This is a genomic window from Mesorhizobium sp. M1182 (assembly GCF_040318335.1).
Classification (GTDB): Bacteria; Pseudomonadota; Alphaproteobacteria; order Rhizobiales; family Rhizobiaceae; genus Mesorhizobium.
Window position 1 is genome coordinate 33,310 of the sequence record NZ_JAMYMD010000014.1, and the last position, 25,694, is coordinate 59,003.

24 protein-coding genes are annotated in these 25,694 nt (G+C 59.2%); 13 read left to right on the top strand and 11 right to left on the bottom strand.

Translation table 11 applies throughout. From position 1 onward, the window contains the following. Positions 1-114 precede the first annotated feature (114 nt). The 5 genes from NKH33_RS18105 to NKH33_RS18130 all read left to right on the top strand — a co-directional run bounded on the left by NKH33_RS18105 (position 115) and on the right by NKH33_RS18130 (position 5,002). The gene (locus NKH33_RS18105) at positions 115-360 is read left to right on the top strand and encodes a DUF982 domain-containing protein (RefSeq protein ID WP_352920867.1); all 246 of its coding nucleotides are present in this window, start codon (positions 115-117) and stop codon (positions 358-360) included. Between the two features lie 8 nt (positions 361-368). Beyond that, positions 369-614, top strand: coding sequence for a DUF982 domain-containing protein (locus NKH33_RS18110; protein WP_352920869.1), 246 nt, complete (start codon positions 369-371; stop codon positions 612-614). Between the two features lie 883 nt (positions 615-1,497). Then, the gene (locus NKH33_RS18120) at positions 1,498-1,707 is read left to right on the top strand and encodes a hypothetical protein (RefSeq protein ID WP_352920873.1); all 210 of its coding nucleotides are present in this window, start codon (positions 1,498-1,500) and stop codon (positions 1,705-1,707) included. Beyond that, on the top strand, positions 1,653-3,233 hold the full coding sequence (gene ligD, locus NKH33_RS18125; RefSeq protein WP_352920875.1) for a DNA ligase D: 1,581 nt from the start codon (positions 1,653-1,655) through the stop codon (positions 3,231-3,233). Before NKH33_RS18120 ends, ligD begins: the two co-directional genes overlap by 55 nt. 107 nt (positions 3,234-3,340) lie before the next feature. After that, positions 3,341-5,002, top strand: a complete 1,662-nt coding sequence (locus NKH33_RS18130; protein ID WP_352920877.1) for a DNA polymerase/3'-5' exonuclease PolX — start codon at positions 3,341-3,343, stop codon at positions 5,000-5,002. Positions 5,003-5,023: 21 nt separating this feature from the next. Here NKH33_RS18130 and NKH33_RS18135 read toward each other — a convergent pair whose 3' ends face one another. Next, positions 5,024-5,662, bottom strand: coding sequence for a hypothetical protein (locus NKH33_RS18135; protein WP_352920878.1), 639 nt, complete (start codon positions 5,660-5,662; stop codon positions 5,024-5,026). A 1,861-nt stretch (positions 5,663-7,523) separates the two neighbouring features. Between NKH33_RS18135 and NKH33_RS18140 the strand changes: the two genes are divergently transcribed. From NKH33_RS18140 to NKH33_RS18160, 5 genes are all read left to right on the top strand, one after another. Beyond that, positions 7,524-8,393: an MBL fold metallo-hydrolase gene (locus NKH33_RS18140; protein WP_023679038.1), complete on the top strand. Its 870-nt coding sequence runs from the start codon at positions 7,524-7,526 to the stop codon at positions 8,391-8,393. A gap of 356 nt (positions 8,394-8,749) precedes the next feature. Beyond that, a complete protein-coding gene (locus NKH33_RS18145) occupies positions 8,750-9,202 on the top strand; it encodes a YidB family protein (RefSeq protein WP_502906740.1) in 453 nt (150 codons plus the stop codon). Positions 9,203-9,217: 15 nt separating this feature from the next. Next, positions 9,218-9,628, top strand: coding sequence for a tetratricopeptide repeat protein (locus tag NKH33_RS18150; protein WP_352920879.1), 411 nt, complete (start codon positions 9,218-9,220; stop codon positions 9,626-9,628). A 492-nt stretch (positions 9,629-10,120) separates the two neighbouring features. Beyond that, positions 10,121-10,354, top strand: a complete 234-nt coding sequence (locus tag NKH33_RS18155) for an alpha/beta fold hydrolase (RefSeq protein ID WP_352920880.1) — start codon at positions 10,121-10,123, stop codon at positions 10,352-10,354. Between the two features lie 523 nt (positions 10,355-10,877). Then, positions 10,878-11,798, top strand: a complete 921-nt coding sequence (locus tag NKH33_RS18160; RefSeq protein WP_352920881.1) for an ArsR/SmtB family transcription factor — start codon at positions 10,878-10,880, stop codon at positions 11,796-11,798. Between the two features lie 235 nt (positions 11,799-12,033). Here the strand turns inward: NKH33_RS18160 and NKH33_RS18165 are convergent, their stop codons facing one another. Next, positions 12,034-12,957: a glycoside hydrolase family protein gene (locus NKH33_RS18165; RefSeq protein WP_352920882.1), complete on the bottom strand. Its 924-nt coding sequence runs from the start codon at positions 12,955-12,957 to the stop codon at positions 12,034-12,036. A 397-nt stretch (positions 12,958-13,354) separates the two neighbouring features. On the opposite strand from NKH33_RS18165, the gene NKH33_RS18170 reads away from it, so the two are divergent. Next, positions 13,355-14,527, top strand: coding sequence for a glycosyltransferase family protein (locus NKH33_RS18170; protein WP_352920883.1), 1,173 nt, complete (start codon positions 13,355-13,357; stop codon positions 14,525-14,527). A gap of 2 nt (positions 14,528-14,529) precedes the next feature. After that, positions 14,530-15,672, top strand: coding sequence for a UDP-galactopyranose mutase (gene glf / locus NKH33_RS18175; protein ID WP_352920928.1), 1,143 nt, complete (start codon positions 14,530-14,532; stop codon positions 15,670-15,672). Between the two features lie 134 nt (positions 15,673-15,806). On the opposite strand, the gene NKH33_RS18180 is transcribed toward glf, so the two are convergent. The 5 genes from NKH33_RS18180 to NKH33_RS18200 all read right to left on the bottom strand — a co-directional run bounded on the left by NKH33_RS18180 (position 15,807) and on the right by NKH33_RS18200 (position 21,276). Next, on the bottom strand, positions 15,807-16,973 hold the full coding sequence (locus NKH33_RS18180) for a glycoside hydrolase family 1 protein (protein WP_023677857.1): 1,167 nt from the start codon (positions 16,971-16,973) through the stop codon (positions 15,807-15,809). Between the two features lie 206 nt (positions 16,974-17,179). Then, positions 17,180-17,704, bottom strand: a complete 525-nt coding sequence (locus NKH33_RS18185; RefSeq protein ID WP_023677856.1) for a YciE/YciF ferroxidase family protein — start codon at positions 17,702-17,704, stop codon at positions 17,180-17,182. 1,088 nt (positions 17,705-18,792) lie between these two features. Beyond that, positions 18,793-19,158 carry a hypothetical protein gene (locus NKH33_RS18190; protein WP_023677855.1) on the bottom strand — a complete coding sequence of 122 codons (366 nt, stop codon included), beginning with the start codon at positions 19,156-19,158 and terminating at the stop codon, positions 18,793-18,795. A 392-nt stretch (positions 19,159-19,550) separates the two neighbouring features. Continuing rightward, positions 19,551-19,934 carry a hypothetical protein gene (locus NKH33_RS18195; protein ID WP_156937370.1) on the bottom strand — a complete coding sequence of 128 codons (384 nt, stop codon included), beginning with the start codon at positions 19,932-19,934 and terminating at the stop codon, positions 19,551-19,553. Positions 19,935-20,922: 988 nt separating this feature from the next. After that, positions 20,923-21,276, bottom strand: a complete 354-nt coding sequence (locus NKH33_RS18200) for a hypothetical protein (protein WP_023680319.1) — start codon at positions 21,274-21,276, stop codon at positions 20,923-20,925. A 644-nt stretch (positions 21,277-21,920) separates the two neighbouring features. On the opposite strand from NKH33_RS18200, the gene NKH33_RS18205 reads away from it, so the two are divergent. Further along, complete coding sequence (locus NKH33_RS18205; RefSeq protein ID WP_352920885.1) at positions 21,921-22,430, top strand: ferritin-like domain-containing protein; 510 nt, start codon at positions 21,921-21,923, stop codon at positions 22,428-22,430. A 688-nt stretch (positions 22,431-23,118) separates the two neighbouring features. On the opposite strand, the gene NKH33_RS18210 is transcribed toward NKH33_RS18205, so the two are convergent. From NKH33_RS18210 to NKH33_RS18225, 4 genes are read right to left on the bottom strand one after another with little or no spacing between them, the layout of a single operon-like run. Next, a complete protein-coding gene (locus NKH33_RS18210; RefSeq protein ID WP_352508326.1) occupies positions 23,119-23,889 on the bottom strand; it encodes a hypothetical protein in 771 nt (256 codons plus the stop codon). Then, positions 23,886-24,770: a hypothetical protein gene (locus NKH33_RS18215; protein WP_352508327.1), complete on the bottom strand. Its 885-nt coding sequence runs from the start codon at positions 24,768-24,770 to the stop codon at positions 23,886-23,888. Before NKH33_RS18215 ends, NKH33_RS18210 begins: the two co-directional genes overlap by 4 nt. Continuing rightward, entirely contained in the window at positions 24,767-25,162 is a 396-nt protein-coding gene (locus NKH33_RS18220) for a phage holin family protein (RefSeq protein WP_352508328.1), read from the bottom strand. Before NKH33_RS18220 ends, NKH33_RS18215 begins: the two co-directional genes overlap by 4 nt. A gap of 4 nt (positions 25,163-25,166) precedes the next feature. Beyond that, a complete protein-coding gene (locus NKH33_RS18225; RefSeq protein ID WP_352508329.1) occupies positions 25,167-25,514 on the bottom strand; it encodes a hypothetical protein in 348 nt (115 codons plus the stop codon). Positions 25,515-25,694 lie beyond the last annotated feature (180 nt).

Genomic DNA, 25,694 nt, shown 5'->3' on the forward strand with positions numbered 1-25,694 from the left:
CATCCACGAAGAATCCCGCTGCAACCTCTAAACCCGCGGGGGCCTACATCGTTCCCTTAGCTGCGGCTAAAGCGGGGTTGGTCAGCGGGCTCTTGCCGCTCTAAGTTCCCCCTTATGGGTCCCCTCTGGTTCGCTCCCCCGGTCTACGTGAAGACGAAACGTCCGGGCATTCGCAATGGGGTCAGCCACGTCGAGGGAGCCGCCGAGGAACTCATGGGGTGGGACACAAAGGGCCCGAGGTGGACCAAGGCGGTCCAATCCTGCGTCGACGCGTTCGAGGGCACGGTGTCCCCCCATGAGGTCCGTGAAGCCTTTGAGGCGGCTGCCAAGGAGGCCAACGTGTATCTCTTCCCTGAGTAGGAGGTATCATGGCGCCCATCTGGTTCGTCCCTCCGGTGTTCGTGAAGAGTGAAACCGGTGTCAGGCATGGCTGCAACAACGCGAAGGAAGCCCTTGAGCAGCTCAAGATGTGGACCCGGCGAGGGCCTCGCTGGCATAAGGCGGTGACCCTCTGCCTGTCAGCCTTGGAGGGCGATTCGATTGACCCCCACATAATACGAAAGGCCTTTGAGGCTGCCGCAAAGGAGGCCAAGATGTATCTCTCCCCTGAGTAGGAGGGTGTTGTGGCAACCCATTGGTTCTCCCCTCCGGTGTACGTCAAGACCTACGGGTGTAACAATGTCGAGGGTGCCGCCGGGGAACTCCTGAAGTGGACCAAGATGGGACCTAAGTGGAGGAAGGCTGTGCAACTATGCTCGACGCCGTCGAGGATCGGGCGACCCCGGAAGAGGTCCGTCAGGCTTTCGAGGCTGCTGCCAAGGAGGAGGGGGTGCTCCGTGAGTAGCAGGCCGGTGCCCATGGCTAGTTGGGAAGGACCCGCTAGGCTGTCTGAATGCTGACCAAGTCCGCGCTGCTCGAAATAGACCCGGATACGAGAGCATTCACTCTGGTCGGCGCATTTATGGGCCATTTTGCACTTCTTGAAACTGGCATCGGAGCTTGCTCTGGGCGAGGTACTTGGCGTCAATGGGGCACGTTGAGGTAGGGGGACCGGAACCGGAATGTCAGGCTTCGAAAGCCGATGGCAGAAACCGGATACGCTGTGGCGGCATTTGAGGGCACGTTCCTGCTCTTGATTATTGCCTGTGAGCTGTGCGAGAAAATCGGGAATGGAAGGGCCGGAGGCAGGAAGCACGGCCTCAGGCCGAGGCGCTATTCAAGCGGGTCGGTAATGATCGCGAAAAGCTCAACACGGCCGGCAGCGAAACTAAAGAAGTAGTCGCGCGTTGGACGCGAATAACGCTTATTTCGCCTCTGAGCATGGTTTAGGTCAGAGTGGTCAAGCCAACGTCGCGGAAGGCAATCAATGGGTCGAACGCTTGTCAAGCGAAGTCGCCCGCTCGTGACGAGGTCACTTTAGCGCCGCCCGCTTTCCGGCCGGTCCAACTCGCAACGCTCGTGGACACGGTCCCTGCTGGCGATCGTTGGATCCATGAGATGAAATACGACGGCTATCGTATTCTCGTTGCCGTCGGCGGTGGCGAGGCGCGAGCCTACACACGATCTGGCCTGGACTGGTCTAGCCGTTTTCCCTCGATCCTCTCTGAGGCTCGCAAGCTCAAGGTGCGCTCCGCCCTGATTGACGGGAGGCCGTGGTTGTCGATGCGGAAGGAAGATCTAACTTCCAGGCGCTTCAGAATGCATTGAAGGGTGCCCCGGCGACTATCGACTTTTATGCATTCGATCTGCTGCAGCTCGACGGCGAAGATCTGACAAGGCTTCCTCTTGTTGAGCGCAAGGCGAAGCTGGAGGCGATCTTGCCTGCGAAAAATCCGGTCCTTCGTTACTCCGACCATATCCTCGGCCGCGGAGAAGAGCTGCTCGATCGCTTCTGCGCTGCCGGCCTTGAGGGCGTCATCTCAAAGCTCGCGGATTCGAGTTATGTGGCGGCCCGCGGCGCAAGCTGGCTGAAGATCAAATGCATCAGGCGGCAGGAATTTGTGATTGTCGGCTGGACGCCGTCCGACAAGGTCCGCGCGTTTCGGTCCTTGATCCTTGGCGTTCATGACCGCGGCAAGCTGCGTTACGCCGGGAAAGTCGGCACCGGCTTCGATACCGCTGAACTTCTTCGTCTCTTGAAGATCATGGCGCCGCTTGAGCAGAAGGCCGCCACCGTCGACGCACCACGCGCCGAAGTGCGCGGCGCACACTGGCTCCGTCCGAAACTGGTCGCTGAGATTGCCTTCACCGAAATGACAAATGAAGGGACGTTACGACATCCGAGCTATCTTGGTCTCCGCGAAGACAAGAAGCCGGAGGCGGTCGTGCTCGAGACGGAACGTCATGCAGCCGATCTCGCCGCGTCTGCGACAACCGCCATCGCGATAAGTAACCGTGACCGCGTCATCTATCCGGAGTCCAACATCACCAAGGGACAGCTTGCCGACCATTACGCAGCGGTCGCGGCGATCATGCTTCCTTGGGTTGGCAGCCGGCCGATCAGTCTGGTTCGATGCCCACAGGGCCGCGCGAAGAAGTGCTTCTTCCAAAAACACGACGCCGGCAGCTTTGGCGACAAAGTCCACCACGTCGGCATCACGGAGAAGGACGGGCACGAGGAACCATATCTCTATGTCGACGATGCCGACGGACTGATGACTTGCGTCCAGATGGGAACGATCGAGCTGCATGGATGGGGGGCTCGGATCGAGGATGTCGAAAAGGCCGACCGCCTCGTGTTCGACCTCGACCCCGATGAAGGCCTCGATTTTGAGGCTGTCCGCGCAGCTGCCTTTCAGTTCCGCGCTATCCTTAAAGCGCTGGGGCTTACGACTTTCCCGATGCTGACGGGAGGCAAAGGAGTGCACGTCATCGCGCCGCTCACCCCTGGCGCCGAGTGGCCAGAGGTGAAGGACTTCGCGTCTCGCCTGGCGCAGGCGGTCGCCCGGAGCGATCCGGCCCATTTCACGGCCGTGTTGTCAAAGGCGCGCCGCAAGGGTCGCATCTTTGTGGACTATCTACGCAATCAGCGCGGGGCGACCGCGATCATGCCCTACAGCGCGAGATCACGTCCGGGCGCTCCTGTCGCGGCACCGATCACGTGGGCGGAGATGAAGACAATAGACGCGCCCTCTCATTTCCACGTGGGCGATGCTCCTGAATTAAAGAAACGCGCAGCCTCCAAAGCTCTGGCGGGATGGGGTCGCGCTGACCAATCCTTGCCCAATCTGTAGCGTCCGACGCCGGAAGAGGCAGTAAAGCCGGGATTCAAAGGGCAACGCGGCGCTCACGGCCTTGCCTCATTGGAACCTGCGGAGATCGGTCTCGTTTGGCTGAAGCCATGGCAAAAATCGATCCTAGGACCGTCGCCAGTCTTTTAAGGGAATACGCGCAACGGGCGTCTATGCGCGGCGACAATCCCTATCGCACAAAGGCATACTTGCGCGCGGCAGACAGTCTGACGGCGCTGTCGCAGCCGCTTGATCGGATCATCGCTGCCGGCGCCCTCACCAGGATCCCGGGGATCGGTGACGCGATCGCAGACATCGTGACCAAGCTTTACCAAACCGGCACGCACCCAAGCCTTGAGAAGCTGCGCGAGGATGTTCCAGCGGGCGTGATGGAGCTGTTTGCCATACCCGGGCTTCGTCCCGATAAGATACTGAAGCTTCATCAGGCGCTCGGCGTGAACTCGCTGGCGGAGCTCGAGGCCGCAGCGAGAGAAGACCGCATCCGCCCAATCAAAGGCCTCGGCGCCGCGCTTCAGGCAAAGCTCCTGCAGAACCTGGTCATCGTGCGAAGCGGCGAAACGCAACTTCACCTGCACAAGGCCGCCGCTCTTCTCGAACATGCGGTCATATCGGTGAAGCAAGAGCATCCAGAGTTTTCGCGCGTCGAAATTGCAGGTGACTTCCGGCGCGGTTGCGAGCTCGTTTCCGACTTCGCCCTGGTAGCGCAGGGCAGAAAGTCGACTGGAATCGAGGATACGACCCTCAGGCTTGTTGTCACGGACAGGAAGCACTTTGGCGCGAGCCTGCTCGAAGCAACCGGTTCGGCAGATCACCTTGAGCAACTGAAGACGTTCGCGGCCGACAAGGGATTCACCCTAAACGCCGACGGGCTTCATCGCGGGAGAAAGCTGATCGCGTCAGCGACAGAAGAAGAAATCTACCAAGCTCTAGACCTGCAGTTTATCGAGCCTGAATTGCGCGAAGGCAGGGACGAGATTGAGCGAGCGGCAAAGCAGAAGCTACCCGCCCTCATTCGGGATGAAGATCTGCATGGCATCCTGCATTCTCACACGACCGCATCCGATGGGACCGAAACGCTTGAGGCAATGGCTGAAGCCACGCGTAGGCGCGGTTTCGAATACTATGGTGTCGCCGATCATTCGCAGTCCGCTCACTACGCAGGCGGCCTTTCGTTGCAGGAGATTGCTGAACAGCACCGCGAAGCTGACCGGCTGAACAAGGCATACAATGGAAAATTTCGCATACTGAAGGGCATCGAGGCGGACATCCTGGCTGATGGCTCGCTCGATTACCCGAATCATATTTTGGAGCACTTTGATTTCGTCGTCGCGAGCGTGCACAGCCGCTTCAAGTTGCCGAAGAAAGAGCAGACGGAGCGTATCATTGAGGCGATCGGAAATCCTCGGACGACAATCATCGGGCACATGACCGGTCGCCAGCTGTTGCGCCGGCCCGGTTATGATCTCGACATCGACAAGGTCCTCAAAGCGTGTGCGAAATACGGCGTTGCCGTCGAAATCAACGCACATCCGTGGCGACTCGACCTCGACTGGCGCTGGCATCAAAAGGCACTCGATCAGGGCTGCATCTTCAGCATCAATCCGGACGCTCATTCGATCCGCGAGCTCGATCACATGCATTGGGGTGTCGAGATGGCGCGCAAGGGCGGTGTCCCTGCGAAGCGGGTCCTGAACGCGATGCGTTTGACGGCCCTCCTTGCGCATCTCGCACGGCGCAGGCAAACGTCCTAACCTGCTTGTGCGCCCGCCCTATCAGCGCAGGAGTCCGTCATTCTCAAAATCTTCCCAGCCGCGCAAACTGGAGTGCGAGTTCTCATCGGGCCCATAACCAGCTGAAGCTGCAGTTCCGCGACCGCTTCTTTGAGCGCGTTTCATAGCGGCCCTCCCAGCGGCTCGCCGCCTATTCTCTGCAGCTGTCGCTGCGTCCTGTTCGCGCCAGACCGTAACCAGGTCGCAGTCAAGCACATCTTCCACGTGCTGAGGGTCGAACACGTGAAAGGTGATGTTCCTTGCCCGCCCGCGAAGTTTCACCGTTTTCGTCCCGGCGCTCTGCAAGCGACCATCTTTCAGCCAGCGGTGCCGTTCGGCCGTCGAGATCGTCAGAATGTCCTCGATTTCACGGGGGATTACGGGCAGGTCTTCGATATTCTGCAGTGCTTTGGATATGATCCCGAATACCACCTGCCCATCATTCTCGGCGCCCTCAGACAGGCGCAGGGTAAGCACGCGGGACTCGATATTGAGCAATTTCCTGAACTCCGTTGGAAGGCGGGCGCGTATTTCGAGAAAAATACCCCTCGCTCTGACCGACGATCCAAACGTTGCAGCCGGGGTTAAAGGCCACTCTCCAATCAGCTTCGCTGTTGCATTGATTTTACGGCGCGTGGACATGCCCCTTTATATAGGTCCCCGATAGTCGGCAGCGATGAGCCGATCGCAAAGCCAATATGAGTTCTAATCCGCCAGCGGTCTGAACCACGATGCCCAAAGGCGCAACCACGATTGTGAGCGGGGCCGTTTGCAACTTCGGCTAACAGGAAACGGCAGAGTTGATCTCGAAGTGCGATATCAGGCGCGTCGCCGCCTGGCGGCTTTTTGGGGGCCGTTTGCTGTCCGTCCGGTTATTGCCGAGGGACCAGTTAAAGCCGCCGTTCGGCTCACGACCTCTTCGCGGAATACAAGGCAAGTTCAGATCCCGCGGAACCCGACATTGAACTGCCTCTCCGTTTACACGTTTGGCAAATGTTGCGAATGGAGGGAGTTGCATGTTTGAAGGTTTCTCGCTGGAGCAGATCAAACTTCCGGAAGCGACGCTCAGAGTGCGGGTTGGTGGAAGGGGCCACCGCTGCCTGATGCTGCACGGTCATCCTCGCACCCATGCCACTTGGCATCGCGTGGCGCCGATTTTGGCTGAGGAATACACCGTAATTTGCCCTGGTCTTCGGTGCTCGCCCTTGCGGTGTGTCGCAACACAATCAGCGCGTCCGGTTTGCCGTGAACAGATCTTGCTGATGCACCAGTTCGTCCGCGACGGGCTGACGGAGGCGGCGTGTGCCATTCGGGTGGATGGCCGAAAATAACCCCACCTCTGCATGACTCGAATTGTCCCAGCCCGGGTAGGCCGTTATCGGGTACAGGCAAATACCCTCGAATCGATGCTCCGACACCCATAGCGGCACGCACCTCGTCGCGGCATACATAGTGGAGCCAAGCCGGCCCGCCGGATCCCTCTGAGCCGGTCTCGGCAATGAACATCGGCTTACCGTACCGATGAGCAACCTCGAGCAACATTTCCGACAAAGCGCGGTACTCATGGTGTCCCATCGATATCGTCGGCCCGTTTATTTACCATTGATTGTGCGGCTAGAAATTCAGGCCCACGACATCGACAACATCTTCGCTCCCGCCCAACTCAGGTTCGACGCGGCCCAGCAACATGTCGTAAGCTTCGAACTGCCCCTGACGGGCGTTTTCGGCCCGACCCCGTTCGCTGCGGGTCCGGTCACGAGAAGCGATTTGGATAAGGGGCTCGGCCCAGACAAATCTGCAGGCGGGGTCGATCTCCCGCATTGCACGAACACCCGCGATGGCAGCCTTCACGAGATGCGGCTTGAACCATCCACGTTTGTTCGGCCCCACGCGGGAAATAGCCGACCTCAAGAGCCCATGCGAAAAAGGAGATCTAGTTGATGGGACACAACAGAGGCGGTGTTCCGGCGATCGAACGCTGTACGCTCACGGCTTCTGCCGCGAACGAGGCATAGGCATCGATGAAATGCAGCGATCGCTGATCGACATGGTCTGGAGATCCGTAATGGAAGATGTCCCAGATAACCTGGACACCTGCCGATCGGGCCGCCTCGACCATTGGCGCCCAACTTGACCAGTCATAGGCGAAGCTTGCGGAACCGGAGCCTCCACCTGGTGCTCGTCCATACGCCCCACTTCGCTCATTCGAAGTCTTCTTTCAGCAGTCGGCTTCGAACTCGGCCGCCTTGTTAGGACCGGGAACCGCGTTGGCGAAATACCGCATCCAATGGGGCGCGCGCCATCTTCGTTGCTCAGTCCAGCTCGTCCTGGCGCGACCGGGTAATGCCGAACCGATTTGGTCGAGCCTTTGTTCCTGTGGTGGACTGTCCGGAGCTGGGTGGCGAAGGAGGAACAAGGAGGGCCGTGCCAAGTTCGGGGCGATATACCACCGCCGCCGATCGACTCGAGCGGCTGCTCAGCAACAAGAGAGGCACGGGATCACATGACCGTTCAGATTCGACTTTCCGAGATCGACCACGCCAGGCGCGAGGATCGTGGCGACGGCGCTTGGAGCATCGCACCGGACTTGGGCTATTTGCGCCTAGCAATCGTCAATGTCGTGTTCTTCGGCGCACCGGGCAGCGGAGATCGGAACTGGATGCTGATCGATACCGGGTTGCCGACGTCCCGCGGCAGCATTCTTGCGGTCGCGGAAAAGCGGTTTGGCACGAACGCACGGCCGGCCGCGATCATCCTGACCCACGGCCATTTCGACCATGTGGGAACGGTTCTAGACCTCGCGAATAGGTGGGACGTGCCTGTCTTCGCGCATCCACTCGAGCGCCCCTATCTGGACGGAACCGCGTCCTATCCGCCACCGGATCCCTGGGTCGGGGGTGGACTGATGGCGCTGCTTTCGCCGCTTTTTCCACGGGGGCCAATTGATCTTGGCAACCGTTTGGAACTCCTACCTGCCGACGGATCGATCCCCGGAATGCCCGGATGGCGATGGCTACACACACCCGGGCACGCTCCTGGGCATATCTCGCTCTGGCGCGAGGAGGACCGCTCGCTGATCGTAGGGGACGCTTTCATCACCACCGGTCAGGAGTCAGTCTATGAGGTCGCCGTTCAGGATCTTGAGATGCACGGTCCGCCGCGCTACTTCACGCCGGACTGGGATGCGGCGGAAAGATCCGTGAAGCACCTGGCTGCCCTGAACCCGCGGATGGTCATCAGTGGACACGGTGCGGCTGCTGCGGGAGTGGGCATGCGTCAGGCTCTTGACAGCCTGGCTGAGCGGTTCAGGGTGTTCGCCGTCCCGCCGAAATTGAAATTCGTGCGCGAGCCGGCGGCAGTCCAAGGTAGCTGAGGCTAACCGAGCCGTCGTCGTTCTGAAGTATGGTCAAGTTGGGCAGACTCTGTCTCTCGAGCCGGTAGAGTTACCCCGTCGGGTCGCGCTCTCCATCGTCGCCGACAAACTCTGACCAGCGGAACAAACCCGGAAGGCGCCGGGTTAGGGCGTTCGATCGGCGTAGGGCGACTGCGGGCCAAGCGCCCCGAAATTCTGCGTCAGGAGAAGACGTCAGATGAAAACGAGTAACCCGAAGGACGCGTCCTCTCCGCCCGCGAGCCGACGGGCAAGAAGTTGTTCGAGCCCACACGGGTCGTCATCCGCCAAGACTTGGCTTCGATTCGCTCATCGGCCAAAACCGTGGAGGAGATCAAATGGCAAATCTGGGAAGATTGGCGATCGCGATGCTTGGCGTTCTGGCATACCAAAATCGCGACAAGCTCTGTGAATTGATTCCGGGAGCGGGGTATCTTAACCCAAACGACCCGCAACGCAGAATTCTGGCTCAGATAACGAATGGCGTGTCGAGGGCTGACCTTGGTGAGATCCTCGACCGGTTCAGGGAGGTGGGGGCAGGATCGAAGGTTGACTCGTGGGTTGGCAGCGGGCCAAACCAACCGATTGAGCCAAGGGACGTCCAAGCGGCAATGGACGAAGGTACACTCACGTCCATTTCGATGCAGACGGGTCTTTCGCGCGAGGAGCTAATCAGAAGGATTGCGCGGGATCTACCCGAGACAGTCAACGAGATGACGCCGAATGGTGAATGGCCGTCTGAGCCGACACAAGGCTTGGATAAGTCGACCCTGCTCGACAATGTATCCTAGGGGACACAGCCAGGAATGCAGCCGGCCAAGGCGAGATCCAGGGTGGCAACTCTACACCGGGGGACGCTCCTGTCGCCTTCATCCGCTAGCGAACCAAGGATCTGTTTCGAGCGCGCCGAACGCGCAACTGGCCGCCATCCTGAAAATGCGGCACCGCTGCATCGCGGCGCCCTCGCGCTCGCGTATTTCGGTGAGCGGAAGAAGGCGCGTTCCTGGCTGGCCAGAGCGCTGGCGATCGATCCGGACGACTTCGTGACGCAGTACAACGCCGCTTGCATGTATTCCGTGCTCGGGGAAGTGGAGGAAGCGGTTCGGTACTGGAAAGAGCCGTCGGAGGAAGCGCGAGTCAGAACCTATTGGAACGAATCCGTCACGAAGTCGATTTCGACGCCATTCTCGATCACCGCGGTTCGTGCAGCTTCTTAGTTCACTTGCCTTGTGACGCACAGCTGTACTTGCACAAGCTTCGGCCTGCCTAGCAGCCGCGTTCGCGGCGCGTCCGCTTTGGGTGGCGGATTCAACTGCTCGCAGCAACACACGAGTCTGTCTGAAAGATGGAGTGTGAGCCATGAAGCAGCGACGTCGCATCTACTACTCGGCCGCTCAGCGGGCTGAGATTTGGGTTGGATGGCAGGCGGGCGAGTCGATGATCTCGATCGGACGACGATTCGATCGGGAGTCTTCATCTGTCCGTTCTTGCCGCCGCGCCTGGGCCTTGCACTGGCGGGCTGCCGGCCTTGCCTGTCGCCGGTGGTGTTTTCCGTCACATTTTGCTGCCGCTGCTTGTGCTGCTCACCTGGCCGCTCGCCATGGGCAAGTATTTCCCGCCCCGGCATCGTCTCTGTGGGGTTTGCTTCGTCGGCAAAGGACATCGCCAGCTGGCCCTCACAGCTGCGGTCGATCGCGGCCGAATCGGGATTGATGCTGGCCGACGCGTTGGCCGGCGGCCGCTTCACCCGCTACAATGATCTGTTGCTGCCTGCCGGCATTATTGCCGGGGCCGGCGACCGGTTGTTCGATGCGAAAGCCGAGGCTCTTAGACCACAATCGGAGATTCCTGGTTCCGTTGTCGATATCATCCCGCAGGCCGGCCACATGGTCCATCACACCGCACCGCTAAGCTGTTCTCGCCATGGTGGACAGGGTCGCTGACGCGGCCAGCATGAAGCAGGCCGGCACTGGCGCATGATCTCGAAAGAAGTGGAATCCGGTTTTCGGAAAAGATCATGCCCAAAAGCAATAGGTAGAACCCCGTCCCGACTCTATCGGGTGGCGAATCGGATGATTTACTTCACGGCGACACGCACTTCAGCGCACCGCATCCTGTGCATCCATCCGCGCCGGTTCGGCTAACATCGAGGTCGAGGTCCGGTATCTTGGGGATTTGGCCAGGGGAACGGCCCCAATTCCGTGTTCGGCTTCTGCCTCTCTTTGTGGCCGCCAGCATCTAGTCGTCTGCAAATCGAGGCCACGGACTGACAAGCACCCCGCACTACGAGGAGCTGGCGGTCGGAGACCAAATGTAGACATGTCGCACCATCCTTGTGGGTGCGGCTTGCGATGCATACTGACGGTCGAGGGCTTAATGTAACCAAATCAACGGCTCGGCGTTTCGGTCAGCGCGTTGTAATGAGCGAAGCCATAACCTCTGTCACGAGCATAGACTGGCGATTTCATGAATCGCAATTTTCTGGTGATTGAACCTGAGGAAGGCCTTGCCGTGCTCAAGGGGCTTGCCTCCTCGGCGCGGATCTCGATGCTGAAACTGCTGCATGAGAAGGGGCCGATGAATGTCAACGAAATCGCCGCCGTGCTGTCGCTTCCGCAGTCGACCGTCTCGACCAACATCCAGGTGCTGGAGGATGCGGGGCTGATCCGCACCGAGAGAGCGAAGAAAGGCAACCGGAAAATCTGCTATCCGACCGCCGAAAAAGTGCTCGTCGTGTTCAAGAGCGAATATCGTGCGGTCAAGAACGACGCGATCGAAGTGTCGATGCCGATCGGGCTTTACACCGGCTTCGAGGTTACCGCGCCCTGCGGCCTTTGTTCGCCGGACGGCATCATCGGCCTGCTCGATGTACCGAACACCTTCCTCGATCCGGACCGCATGAAGGCCGGGCTGCTGTGGTTCACGCGCGGCTTTGTCGAATACCAGTTCCCTAACAATGCCAAGCTCGCCAATACCGAGATCACCGAACTCGAAGTGGCGATTGAGCTGTCCTCGGAAGTGCCGGGCACCAGCGCCGATTGGCCCTCTGACATCACCCTGACGATCAATGGCGTCGATGTCGGCACCTGGACGTCACCGGGAGATTTCGGCGACAAGCGCGGCGTCTTCACGCCTTCCTGGTGGAAGCTCAAGGGCTCGCAATACGGCAAGCTGAAGAACTGGCGAATTGCCACTGACGGCGCCTATGTCGACGGCGTCAGGATTTCCGAAACCGGCCTCGCCGCACTCGATCTGAAGAGCCATCATTCAATCCGCGTCCGTATCGGCGTCAAGGACGATGCCAAGCGCCCCGGCGGGATCAATATTTTCGGCAAGGGCTTTGGAAATTACGATCAGGACATTGTGCTCAGGATCAAAACCGCGTGAATCGACTGGCCGCGTTGCTGCGCTCAGTTACAGTTCATTGCTAGGCTAGGCTTGCAGCTGGCACCGCCGTCCATGAGGCGACCGGCTTGCCTGACGCGTATAGATCCCTCGTCGCAAGCTTTGCCCACTGGCTGCGAATCCCCTGCTACCCTCAATCACCAGTACAAAGGGATCCGTCCCACCAACCGCCAGAGCGTTTCATCCTCCGTTCCGGCAAATGCCGGAACTTAAACCTCTAGGCAACTCTCGAAAGTATGTGTCGATCCAGGTCGCACTTTGCCAACCCGAACCGCCAGCGATGGTTCGTCGCCTCACGCCTGCTCTGATAGAACAAGGTCAGTTGCCGGCCGTCGATCATCACGGTCGAATGGCCATTCTCGCCGGGCTCGCCAGGGTCGAGAACGGGGCCGACGGAAACGTAGGGACCCTTGACGTCATCGGCGATGGCGAAGAAGACGCGCTGCCGGCTGCCGCGCGGACCTTCGGGGAGGAAGCAGGTGGCGTTGAGAAGCACACGACCGTCCGGCAGCTCGACGAGCTGCGCGCCTTCGATCCCCCATTCGTAATCGGGGTGCTCGCGCGCATTGTGATGTGGCACGTCGAGATGATCGAGTATCTTGCCGAGACGTTTCCATGGCCCGAACCAGGAATCGGATTGGCTGCGCGCCAGATAGACATCAGGCTGGGGCACCCTGGTGAATTTGGGCATCCCTGAATAGACGATGTAGCGCTTGCCTCCGATGATTGCGGGGTGGGGATCGTAGATGCCGTCCTCATCGGTGTCGGGCAGCGACAATATCGCCGGATTGAGCACCACCCAATGAAAGCCGTCATTGGACACCGCGTGCTCGCAACGTCCGCCGGACTTCATGAATTCGGTCTGGATAAACATGTGGAAGACGCCGCACTCATGAATGACGCCGGGTGCCGCAACGCCCGATCCGGTAATCGGCAAGACGATTGGCTCGTGCTCTGTCCAGGGTCCATAGAGATCCGGCGCTGTGGCGTGGAGTATTTTCCAGCTTTCGGTCGTGACCGTGCCGCTGGAGCCGAAGACGTGCCAGAGCGTGCCGTCGAAGACGGGACAGGGGTCCTTCAGGTCATCCACGGCCTGCGGGTGAAACAACGGAAAGACGTTGGTTTCAAAGTCGATCTTCATTCGCCAACCATTCCTCGATTCCTCGCGGGCTCCATTCAAATGAACCATCTGCGCGACTCAGATGAATCGATTCGCAGGCCTATTTATAGCTCCGCCGATGAACGGTTGTTGAACGATTGAAGGATTTCAACCGTTCTGTGGCAAAGGGCCACATTTGGGGAGCCCGACCTGACGCGATGGGCTTCATCATGTGGATCGAATGGGCGGCCGGCTCTCCCCTTCTCTGTTGAGCCATCGCAAGTGGAGCGGACGGCTGGTCTCGCCTGAACAGTTTGCAGCTGTGGAACAACTTACTGGGATGGAAGTTATATAGAAGGCTGTGAACTTCATGTCAAAGCTGCCTCGGTTGACTTTTGTTAGTCGAGGCATTTTCTAACTATGTCGAAGGATAATCTACATGGAAATGGCGGCGGGCCGGTCCAAAACACGAAAAATCCCTGTACAACCGTCCATTTTAATTTGCTTTTCACACCTCCGATGGAACTTCGTATATCAGAGACCACAACACATTCTGACCCTGGCGTCAAAACAGCAACAGCTAATTTACTTCGAAGAGCCGATCTTCGATGAGAGGCGCCACCCTTCGATGCGGGTGCACAATATTACCCCCAAGATCAGAATAGTGACGCCGCTGATCCCAGTTGGTACTTCCGCGACCAGGGCGGACGCAATCCAGCGCAGGTTCGTCGATCAGATCCTCGCCTCCACGCCGCATGACCGATTGACGACCTGGTATTACACGCCCATGGCGCTACGCTTCAGCGATCATCTCGCCTGTGACGTCTGCGTCTACGACTGCATGGATGAACTCTCCGCGTTCAAAGACGCTCCCGCAGAGTTGACGCAGTTGGAAAAGGCGCTGTTGCAACGTGCCGATGTCGTCTTCACGGGCGGGCAGAGCCTCTACGAGGCCAAGCGCAGCTTGCATCGGGCGATCTTTCCCTTCCCGAGCAGCATCGACGTTACCCATTTCCATCAGGCTAGGGCGCCAGGTGAAGACCCGTTCGATCAGGCCGACATACCTCACCCGAGGGTGGGGTACTTCGGGGTCATCGACGAACGGCTCGACCTTGAACTTATCGCGCATGCGGCTGCGGCAATGCCAGACGTGCATTTTGTCATGCTCGGCCCTGTCGTCAAGATCGATCGGGCGAGCCTTCCCACGGCAGGCAACCTGCATTGGCTGGGCGGCAAGTCCTATGCAGACCTGCCGAACTATCTCAGGCATTGGAGTGCCGGCTGGATGCCGTTCGCGCTCAACGAAGCGACCCGCTACATCAGCCCGACCAAGACTCCCGAGTTTCTTGCGGCAGGACTGCCGGTGTTGTCCACGGCGATCGTCGACGTTGTGCGTACCTACGGCGTCGAAGGCCTTGTCGAGATTGTCGAGGCGGAGGACATCGAGGCCAAGCTTCGCTCGATCCTGGCCCACCCCCGCGATTTCCTGGTGGAGAAAGCCGACGCCTACCTCGCCGACATGTCCTGGGAGAAGACCTGGAGCGCGATGGCTGCCCACATCGAGCGCGCCCATGCGATGAAGAGCGTCGTCCCATTCCTGAGGAGGGCGTGAGCGTGTTCGACTGGTTGATCGTAGGGGCCGGTTTCGCCGGCAGTGTGCTGGCCGAGCGTATCGCATCGCAACGGCAGGAAAGCGTCCTGATCATAGACCGACGAAATCACGTCGGCGGCAATGCCTATGACTGCTACGACGAGGCGGGAATACTAATTCACCGTTACGGGCCTCACATCTTTCACACCAACGCCCAATCGATCGTCGACTATCTGTCGCAATTCACGCAATGGCGGCCTTACGAACATCGCGTGCTGTCGCTTGTCGATGGAAAGCTGCTGCCGATACCGATTAATCTCGACACCATAAACCGCCTCTACGGCCTTGAATTGACGTCCGAGCAGCTGCAGGACTTCTTCGGTTTCCGACGCGAAACGGTCAAAGAAGTCCGCACCGCCGAGGACGTCGTGGTGAGCACAGTAGGCAGAGAGCTCTACGAGAAATTCTTCCGCGGCTACACCAGGAAGCAGTGGGGTGTCGACCCTTCCCAGTTGAGCAAGTCAGTGACGGCGCGAGTCCCGACCCGGACCGATCGCGACGATCGGTATTTTGGCGACAGCTTCCAGAACATGCCGGCAGGCGGGTATACGCGCATGTTTCAGCGCATGCTGGATAGTCCCAAGATCAAGATCATGCTGCAGACCGACTACCGCGAAATTCGCGACAAGATCCCCTTCCAGCAGATGATCTACACCGGTCCGATCGACGAGTATTTCGACTGGAAGCTTGGTCGCTTGCCCTACCGTTCGCTGCGCTTTGAGCACACGACACTTGATTGCGAGCAGTTTCAACCGGTCGCCGTCGTCAACTATCCGCAGACGGAAAAATACACACGGATCACCGAGTACAAGCATCTGACCGGTCAGCAGAGTCCGAAGACCAGCCTCACCTACGAATACCCCACCGACGTCGGAGATCCTTATTACCCGGTGCCGCGGGCCGAAAACGAGGCTTTGTACAAACGATACGAAGCTTTGGCCGCGGCGTGCCCGGAGGTCTGGTTCGTCGGACGTCTTGCAACATATCGCTATTACAATATGGATCAGGTGGTCGGCCAGGCATTGGCTACGTTCGGGCGCATTCAGACACGCCTGCCAGCAAACGGGATGCTCGTCACGCCGACGCAGCGCGAGGCGGCCGAGTGAATGATGCGCCGGCCTGACCGGCGTCGGGCGACCCACGGCCAAAGAGACCAACGATGTTGCTTCTCGGCGAACAGCTCTAGATATGCTGTGCTGTTGATGCAGCTGAAAAGCGCGCACTGTTCGTATCAGCGAGGCTATAGCGCGCTTGCTTGTTGTTCCTCAAACGCCAAGAACGATTGGCGCTGGCGCTCCAACTCGTCCGCAAGTGGCTTGCGAACAGTGCGCGAGCCGTCCGCATGAATGGTGGAGAACAAGCCGACTTCGGCGTGGCGCGAATTGTCCCAACCTGGGTAGGCCGTCACCGGGTACAGGCATATACCCTGAACAGGTGCACCGAGGCTCGTCGCATCGCGCACTTCGTCGCAAACGTAGTGAAGCCAGGCTGGCCGGCCTGAACCTTCGGCGCCGGTCTCGGCGATGAACATCGGCTTCTTGTATCGTTCGGCGACCTCGACCAGCAATTCCGAAAGTGCACGGTATTCGTGATGCCCCATGGGTATCGTTGGGCCATTCAAGTACCATTGGTTGTGCGGATAGAAGTTGAGGCCGATGACGTCCACAACGTCCTCGCTGCCGCCCAACTCCGGTTCCACGCGCCCGATCAGCATGTCATACGCCTCGAATTGGCCCTGGCGAGCATTTTCGGCGCGCCGCCGCTCGGGGTGAGTACGGTCACGAGGAGCAATATGGATCAGCGGTTCGGCCCAGATGAACCTGCAGCCGGGTTCGGCCTCCCGCATGGCCCTCACGCCGGCGACCGCTGCCCTGACAAGGTGTCGTTTGAACCATCCACGCTTGTTCGGCCCGACGCGGGGGAAATAGCCGACCTCCACAGCCCATGCAAAAAACGAAATCTCGTTGATCGGGCACACCAGGGGAGCCACCCCGGTAGCGGAGCGATGAACTCGAACAGCTTCCGCGGCGAAACGGACGTAGGCCTTGATAAACCCCGGGCCACCTTGGTCGATATGGTCTGGCGAGCCATAGTGGAAGATATCCCAGATAATCTGCACCCCGGCCGCCTGGGCTGCTTCGATCGCCGACGTCCAACTCGACCAGTCGAAAACTCCGGGCGCTGTTTCAATCAGGTGCCAGCGCAAGCCGTCGCGGATCGTGCGAAGCCCAAGCTCGGCACAACGGCGATAGTCGGCATGTGCATGGATGTCATGTGAGGTCGCGCGGATCAGATCAAGACGGGCCCCGTCGGCGCGCCTGTGGGAGGAACACTCGAAACCAGCCATGAAAAAGCTGTCGAACCCGGAAGAGCCTGCCGTGGGCCGACGGGCGGTATCCTCGTTCATACCAACATCCTGTCGCCCAAGGCGTGGGCAAGTAATCGCATTCGCAGTCCCCCATTGTCAGTTCCGGTGGCCTAGTCGAAACGGGTCGGCCACCACCACGTCGACGGCTCGGCGGCTGCGGTGTACACGTGTGCCTGGATTGGCGAATACAACCAAGCTCCAATCCCGTCTGCCGGGGGCCGCGGTCGCGTCGATTCGATCCGAAGTTATGCGGCCTGTTGCATCGCCCGTTCGTTGACGCCTGTTTCGCCTAGTCGGGTGAGCGCCTCATCGGTTGCTTTTTCTTCCTTGAGCGTCTGTTCGAGTAGCGGGACGGCGTCTTTCAAGCCAAGTAACCCGGCCCATGTGACAAGAGTCCCGTAGCGCGCTATTTCATAATGTTCGACGGACTGGGCTGCAGCCACGAGACCCGCGTCCAATGCCGGAGCCTCCTCGAATTCCTCCAAAATCTCCTGTCCTTCTTCGATGATGCCGTCGATCGCCGGGCACGTTTTCCCTTGGGCTCTCTTGCCAAAGGCGTCGAAAACTTGCTGCAGACGCTCGATCTGACCTTCCGTCTCGTCACGATGTTTTTCGAACGCCGCCTTCAACTCTTCTGACTCCGCGCCCTTTGCCATTTTCCGGAGCGCCGTCAGAATCTTGCGTTCGGCGTAGTAGATGTCTTTCAGACCATCATAGAAAAGGTCTTCCAAGCCCTTGGAGCTGCCCTGAGAGCTTTTTTTCGTCGCCATTGTCATCTCCTCTTTCATTTCTATCGACGCATGCATGGCTCTAACTGGACCAGTCTCTTGTTGTTCCTTCGGCGACGGCACACCGGCAGCCAACAGCGAGCGACGGTCGGGTTGACCGCTGATTTCAGTCCGCCGCGCCAGCAGCGGCTTGAGCATCTCGGCTGCGCTCCAGCGGAAGTTCCGGAATGAGGATCGTCTGCCTGAAGGGTTTCCGCTGTCATCGAGTCCTTGCGGCCGCATTTTTCGTAACGGACCTTTGCCCGCACCTGATCAAGGTTCCCGATCTCTTCTCGGGCCCCCAATGGCGTCGAACCTGGACGAAGTTGCCGACCAGATCAGCAGTGTATAGGGGCCGCGGACCTGTTTTCCGATGTAGTTGAACTCACCTTGAGGCAGCTGCTCGCGCAGGCGTTTGGACGACAGGCGGACGGCATCATGGCCTCTAAATTCGAATTCGAGGTCAAGAGGACCACGTCCACAGCATAGTTGCACCTAAGATCCTCCTCGATGTCGCCAGCGGCGCGAAGCCTCAGATGGTCTTCGAAAACCCCTCTGCGGACCGAGCATGTCATGTCTCCTTTGCAGTACCGGAAAGGCCGTGGACAGCCGTGTCGTCCTTCGCGATGCTGAACGGATGCGACGGCGGTTTGTTCCTGAGGCCAACATGCGCTGGAGCCGGATTGACTTGCACCCCCGATCACAAACGAATGAGAACATTCAATCGGGGTCCTCATGGCTTCCGCCATCGACATTCTGGCATGCTGACCAGCGACGAGGTCGGCAATTGTCCAGGACTAGAGCGGCCGGCCAGGTGCAGCGGTGCCGGGGGGACCTCACGCTCCAAGGCCGTCCTGGCCTTCGCCAGCGACAACCACAAGGCCTGCAAAAAAGCTTCATCTGCTTGCGGTGTTAATCCGACCTCCTTGCAATGTTCAACGATCCTGTCCTGGATCGACACTGCGGTTTCATACCGTTGGACAACCCTTGCCAGAACGTCCTGACAGGTGCCAATCGCCACCTCCCGAATGTGGTCAGCGACGGGAGAGAGGGCAGCACGGGTGACATCATGAGCAACGGGGGCGTCCCGATCAGTCGGATGTATTCCGCCTCGGGCTGCCCATAAGAACGATCCGCCAACGCGCGTCTATAGCAATAGCTTCAGCCTTCAATTGAACAAAGCAATCGTGTGGGGACCGGTCCTCACCCATGACCAGGGCTGCCCCGGTCATACCGTCAAAGCCAATAAGGCCAACCTCGGCCTCGACCTCAGCCCGAAGCTTCGCCACCATTAACCCGAGACCGCTCTCGAAGAAATCGACGGTGTCAATCGGGACCGAGGTCTGCTCCAGGTGCGTCCTCAGTCCCAAGTGACGGGCTTCGAGGTGAGGCTGCAGCAACGTCAGATCCGGTGCGCTCAGGCGCCGCAACAGTTCGTTCTTGAACGAGGTTTCCATCTGCGCTGTCTCCCGATCGGGGCGGAAGGGCGATGGTCGCTCACAGCTGAGGACGCCCTAACAATTGTCGACAGTCAGGGGAAAGTATACCTAAAAGGGCGGGGAGTCTCAAAAAGCTACTAGGCTGACCAGAGAAGCTCGTCAGTCTGGCGATCATCAAGATGCTGCTAACAAGCAGTGTCCGCCTCTACTGGTCGAAGGTTGCCTTCGCAATCTGGTGTGCGCCTTTTGTCGAAGCATACGGCCCCAAACTGATTCATCCTCTGGGGAAGCCAAGCGGTATCGACGCTGCCTGAAAACTTACGCCCAAGCTCCACACTTTCGGGGGGCGCTTTGTCGATCGACCAGAGTAGCCAAGCACCCCTTCTGTATCCCATAGTATTCGTCTTCGCCTATTGCTCCGGAACGGCAGAGGTTTGCGGACGATTTCGTGCTGCTTCGGCAATTTCCGGGATGTATTTCGTCGCGGTGCAGCTTCGGTTCACATTGGCGCGTGCGTCGAATACCTCTTTCTCGCAGACCCGCTTGGCGAGCTCGATAGGCACATGAACTGCCAGAGGCACTTCCACCTCGGAGATTCCAAGCTCCCTTGCGATCTGCTGTTTCACTTCGTGCCTGCCAAGCGAAACGTCGACGCCGACATCCTGGGCATCTTCGGTTGTCGATGATGCGCCTTGCCCCGGCAGATCTTGCTGCTCGGTCTGAGCAAATGACTGCACGGCAAAAAGCTGCAAGGCGAACACGGCGAGCGGCAAAATTCGTTGGAATACTCTCATGCCTGGCTCCTGCAGGTGCCTTTAACAACGGCAAAGTATTTGAAGCGTTCCAGAGGCGGGGATGCGCGCGCTCAGCGGCAGTCGAGGCGGGTTTTTTCTGTTGGAATACGATATGGCGACCGTGGTTGGGTGCGACAGCCGACTGTGCTGGCACATCGGAGTGTAGGAATTTGCCTACCGAGAAAGAAAGACAAGCCAGAGACGAGCGCGCCTCGGATGCTGCACGAGGATTGACCGACATTGAGCGTGCGGCACGAGACGCAAAGACCGCGGCTTCGGGAGCAGCGCCTGAAGGCCGCACTTGCTGTGACGTCGGCCCGCGGCATCTAAACCGAAGAGGACACCAAAACCGTGAAAGCCTAGCAGTCACTTGCACCACACGGACTTGCATTCAACCCCACGGTGCTCAAGATCCAAGTAGGCTCTGCAGCTCTCTAGGCTCAGAACGTCGTGCACCCAAGTTAGATCCTGCTGCAGCAGTCAGGACTACCCCAGAACGAATATGGCCAGCAGGGCAACAAAGAGAACAAGGGCGATCGCGGCGCCCCAGATGAGGACCTTTCCGGTGCCGCGTTGCTCTTCCTCGCGAGAAACGTCTTTCGCCATCCATGCATCCTTTGCGAAGGTCCAAACTGAGCAACGTGCCGTGCCAGGCTGTTCCCAACGCTCTCGGAGCCAACTTGGTGTCAGTCCAACTGCCGGTTGCCGTAGGGCTTCTTCGCTCTAGCGCTATCGGCAATACAGCGCGGCTCTCCTCTGAGCGCGACCGCAGCTCCCTTCAGGCATGATGCGCGAGCAGGCGGATATGTATCTGACCGAAAGCAAACAGAAGCCAGGCCTGCCCACTGAAAGCACAAGCAAGCACAAGGTTCCTCAACTGACGCTCGGCTGGCGGCAACTTGCTCGCCAGCCGAGTTGAGTTCAGGCGGTGGTCGGGGGAGATCATCCAGCCACACGCTGGTGATTCCAACCTGAGCCGATGTGCCAATCAGCAACCTTCGTCGGTCTTTTTGACCTGGCCTGGCGCGGCGGTGTTGGCTGCCGTGTCCTGCTGACCTGGCGCCGCCTGCTGAGCGCTGCCAGTCTGCTGGCCGGGCGCGCAGTCTCTGGCCGAGTTCGGATTTGTGGTGCCGCTGGTGGTGGTCGTGTCGGTGCCTTGATCGCCGGACATGTTGGTCCCGCTGCTCGTCGTGCCGGTGCCCTGATCCGTCGTGCTGGGCATGGTCGTCGTGGTCGAGGTTCCGCTCGTCGAGGTTCCGCTCGAAGTTCCGCTGGTCGTCTGGGCAAAGGAAAGCCCGGCCGACACCGCCAGCACGGCCGAAGCCAAAAGGATGCGTTTCATCTTCTTTCTCCTGTCTGAATGCGCGGGATGCGCCTGGCAAATTGAACAGGCAGACAGAAGGAGTGTTCCCCGATGAAGTTCAACTTTTGTAACTCTGGTCGTAGGTCAGCCTTAGGATGGCCGGCGTATATTAGAACCTCATGACGGCGGCTCGAGTCGAAAAGCAATCAACGAGCGGAGAGGCCGTCGCGTTCCTTGTGACTGCGGTGGCGCGGTGAGGCACAAGGCTCAATGCGGAGCGCCAGCGGCCGCGATCAGCGCCTCGTCGAGAATCCACTTCAGCTTCGCCGAGCGCTGGTAGCTTCATCTGCTTGCCGTTCTTACTTGCCAGGAACGACATGCAGCGGTCGCAGTATGCCATGCGGGACCTTCAATATGTCGCCGCGTCGGATGGCCAGGAAGCGGCCAGTGCCAGTTGGACTGTGTGATGGAGCGGCGCAGCGGCGAGCGTCCACGGGCCGTTTTCCTTGCGCCGATCTTCCCGATCTTCGCCTTTTCCACGCATCGCTGCAGGATTTTTCGCGAGGTGAATTGAGACCCGCCACGGCGCTAATCTCTGCGACGGTCAAGGCCCGTTCGGCGGGCTCTACTCCGGAACAATGTCCTCTTCTGAAAGTTTCCTTAGATCGCAAAGGAGATTCGAGATGTCAGAAAGCCGCGAATGGTTTGTCCAATGGCTTAGAGATGGCCATGCCATGGAAGAGCAGGCCGAAACGATGTTGAACGGGCAGTTGAGTCGTATCGAGAATTATCCCGAACTGAGCGACCGAATCCGACAGCACCTCGACGAGACCAAGCAACAGGCTGCCCGGCTCAAGACTTGTCTCGATCAGATGGACGAGGGTTCATCCACGATGAAGGATGCTGGCGGTAAGCTGACGGCGATGGCGCAATCGCTGAGCGGCGTCTTCGCTGGAGACGAGGTGATGAAAGGATCGCTCGCGAGCTACACGTTCGAGCACATGGAAATCGCCTCCTACACGATCCTGATTGCCGCTGCTCGATCGCTCGGCGAAAGCGAGGTACTTCGGGCTTGCGAAGAGAATCTGCGAGAGGAAGTCGCGATGGCGGATTGGCTGAAATCCCGTCTTCCCTCCACGACCGAGCAGTTCCTTGCGCGGGCCGAAGCGGACAGCGACAGCGCCAAGCGGTGATCGGGTAGGAACGTAGTAACCGTAAACTGGGTGATCGGGATTCGTCCGCTAGCGCGTCCCCCTTCGTGAACGCTGGGCAACGAACACGCCTAGCAGGCGGTCGTCGAGCTGCGCATTTCGAGAAATTGCAACGACGAGCGATGCTAATATTGCGGCGTCGTCACTTAGAGAGTCGAAGCGTTCGCCTGCGCAAGCCTGGTCAAATACGCATTGGCAATAGCCAGATCGGAAGGGCTAGCGCAGCGCTCGGCGAAATAAAGCTCGAGTGGGCGTGTTAAAACGTTCCAAACGAGGTCGCGATAGCGGAATGCCCGAGAACGCTCTAGATGACTGAGCAGTTGCGTGCGCGGGCACCGGCAGCGCCAAGCCGGATCGGAGAAAGTTCGTCCTGACAGCGGACAGAGCGCGCCGTTGCGCTCACGTTATGGGGTCGGCAGTTTTCGGGGTGAATTCCGCTTCAGCCGGTCGCTGGCGGTTTCGCTGAAGGCCGTGACCGACCGGCCGACGATCATCATGCTCGAAGGGGTTGACCGCTTTGTCCGATCTTCTCCGCCGTGCGCATCGTCATCGCGCCGTCCGTGGTTCCAGAATATGCAATCCGATGGCTGAACTCGTCGGGACTCGATAAATGTCAGCGCGGCATCATACTTTGCCTTCAGGACGACTGTTTCTCTGCAATGACCTCTGTCTACGCTCTTCCAGTTCGGTCGGTGTCCATCTGCTCATTCACACGTCGTTGATAGGCAAAGCCGACAGCCGCGGCGACTGCCAAACCTGCCGCCGCCAGAAGGAGTTTGTCCTCGGTATGCTCATTGCCCGATGCGTCTTGAACAGCTAACGAAGCTTCATCGAAGGGTGCGGATGCTCTCGCGGCAGTCTCGCCCTCGTGCGGCCCAACGCCGCTATGGCGGATACCCGCAGCTAGACGTTCTGTCTTCTCTTTTACAGTTTCCTTGGCCACGCCGGTCAACTCGGCAGCTTGGCGTTTTATTTTACCAGCCGTTTCAAGAGCGAAATCACTGACGCTTTCGGCCAAATCACTAGATTGCTCCTTCAGGCGCTCCTTGGCGTACGATAGGTGATCCACCTGCTGCTCGCCGGGTGGCCGGGCCGAATTGGTCCGCAATAAGCTGAACAATCCCGCTCCGACAAGTGCGGTTGCGATCGGCGGACGGCGGAGGAAACGCCACCCCAAACCGGCCCCAATCGCCAAAGCAGCGCTCGGATTGGCAGCCGCCTTGGCCTTGAGATCGTCAATAATCGCCTGCGCCACCGATTGCATTGAGGCTCTTGCTTTCTCCACCAGGGCATCCTTTGCCTCAAGCGCTTCGTGTTTCAAATCATCGGTAAATTCGGAGAGCGTGTTTGGCGACCGAAGTGTCGACAAGTCCTCGGCGAGCTTAGCCCGGGCAGCCTCAACTTCGTATTCAAGATGCTCAAGTTGCGGATCGGCCATCATAAATCTCTCTTGCCACCGGGGCGGGCAGGTTTGCTCGACCGAGCGTTGCCCGACCGCTGCGATTTGGCCGTTATTCCTTCCGAAGGGGTGGCGCTGCCCGGTTGCAGCTTGGCGGCCGGAGTGGATGAACCGCTCGATCCACTTGGGCTTGGCGAAGGCGGCTGCACGGGTTCACTTGATTGCTCTTCTGACAAGGCGCTTCCAAAGGCGCCCGCAACGTCCCTTGCGACCTCCTTCAGGCCGTCCGAATTCAGCCCATGTTCCTCGGCGGCGCTTTTGAGCCGTTCGCCCGCCTTTGATGTCGAGGACTTCAAGCGTTCCCCAGCTTTTTCAGCAGCATCCGTCAATCGCTCTCCTGCTGGGCCGAGCGTGCGCCTCTCGACATCGCTGGCCGGCAAAGCAGCAGCTATGGCGGCACCGGCTGCGAAGCCGGCCAGAACAAAAGCCAATGGCTGTTCTTCCACCATGCGGCCAATCGTGTCTTGCAACGTTGATTGGGCTTGCTGCACCACGCGCCCTGACTTCTCGGATACGGAGCGACCGGCCTGTTCTGCGTATGACGCGGCGGATGATGCGTAGTGACTTGCGGTTTCACTCACCTTCTCCCCAATGCCGGCTAAATTGTCGCGCATGGCCTCAGCTGTCTCGCTAGCCTGTTCCTGCGCTTTTGACGCCCCGCCGCTGGCGGTGCGTGCGTGCGGAGCATTTTGGCGCCCGTTGGTTCCACGGGATTGCTCGCGATGCCCGGCACTTGAACCGCGGCTGCGCATTAGCAGCGCGCACCCTGCTGCGACGAGCAGAAGGCCTTCGGGATTGTTCCTAGCGGAGCTGAGAAGCCATTCTTTCGTTCCAAAATCCTGGACCTGTGAATTGCGGCTCATGTTAATTGCTCCTTGGTTGTCGCAATATCCTGCTTTATTTGGCTTATAGAGTGTGTCGGCAGAAGTTCTTTTTGCGCATCAGCGCGGCCCCTATAGTAGGCGAAAACAGCGGCAGCCGCCGTTGCGGTCGCGACTATGAGACACGACCAGTGCAGGGCTATCCCTAAGCTCGAGATTCCAAGTACGAGGGCTTGCATTAGAAGCAGAGCGGCGACCACTCCCAGCGCGCCAGCAGCAGACATCCACACACCTGCTTGGAGCTTCGTTGAGACGTTGGCGGACAGCTCCGCATGCGCCAGGCGCAACTCTTTTTGAAAGAGGTCCGCGGCGTCCGCCAACACTGCCGACAGTGCTTGAGGGAGAGGCGAATTCTTCAGTTGTTCCTGTGCCATCAGATCAGTTCGCTCCCGGCCGCCTTTCCTTGATGGATTCTGAAGCGGGAGGCGCGCTCTTCAGCGTGCGGAATGTCAAAAAACCCGCTACGGCGGCCAGCCCAAACACCAAACCCGGCTTGCGCCTGGCCAAATCGGACGCTGCAAGAACCAGTTGATCGACGGATCTGTCTCGCAGGTCGTCTGCGTATCCATCAAGCCTATTGGCGAAGGTGCGCACGACCCCAGCGACGATCGGTGCATTTGTGTCGAGGTCCTCGGCCGCACGTTTGGTCGAACTCGCCAGTTGGCCCATCACCTCGGCGCCGCTGCCGACCTGACGGTCCAACATCTCCTTCACCTGATTGGTCACGGTGGACGCGCCACCAGCGGCCGCCCGTTTGGCGGTTCCCGCTGCCCCTTGTGCTATGTCCGACGCTTTGGATAAGGCGCCCCTTACGGTTGCTCCTATGTCTTCCGAGGTACCGTCACCAGTCCTTACCGCAGTTGGGGGACGCCGTTCAGAATTCCGGTTGTTCATGGTTTCCTCCAT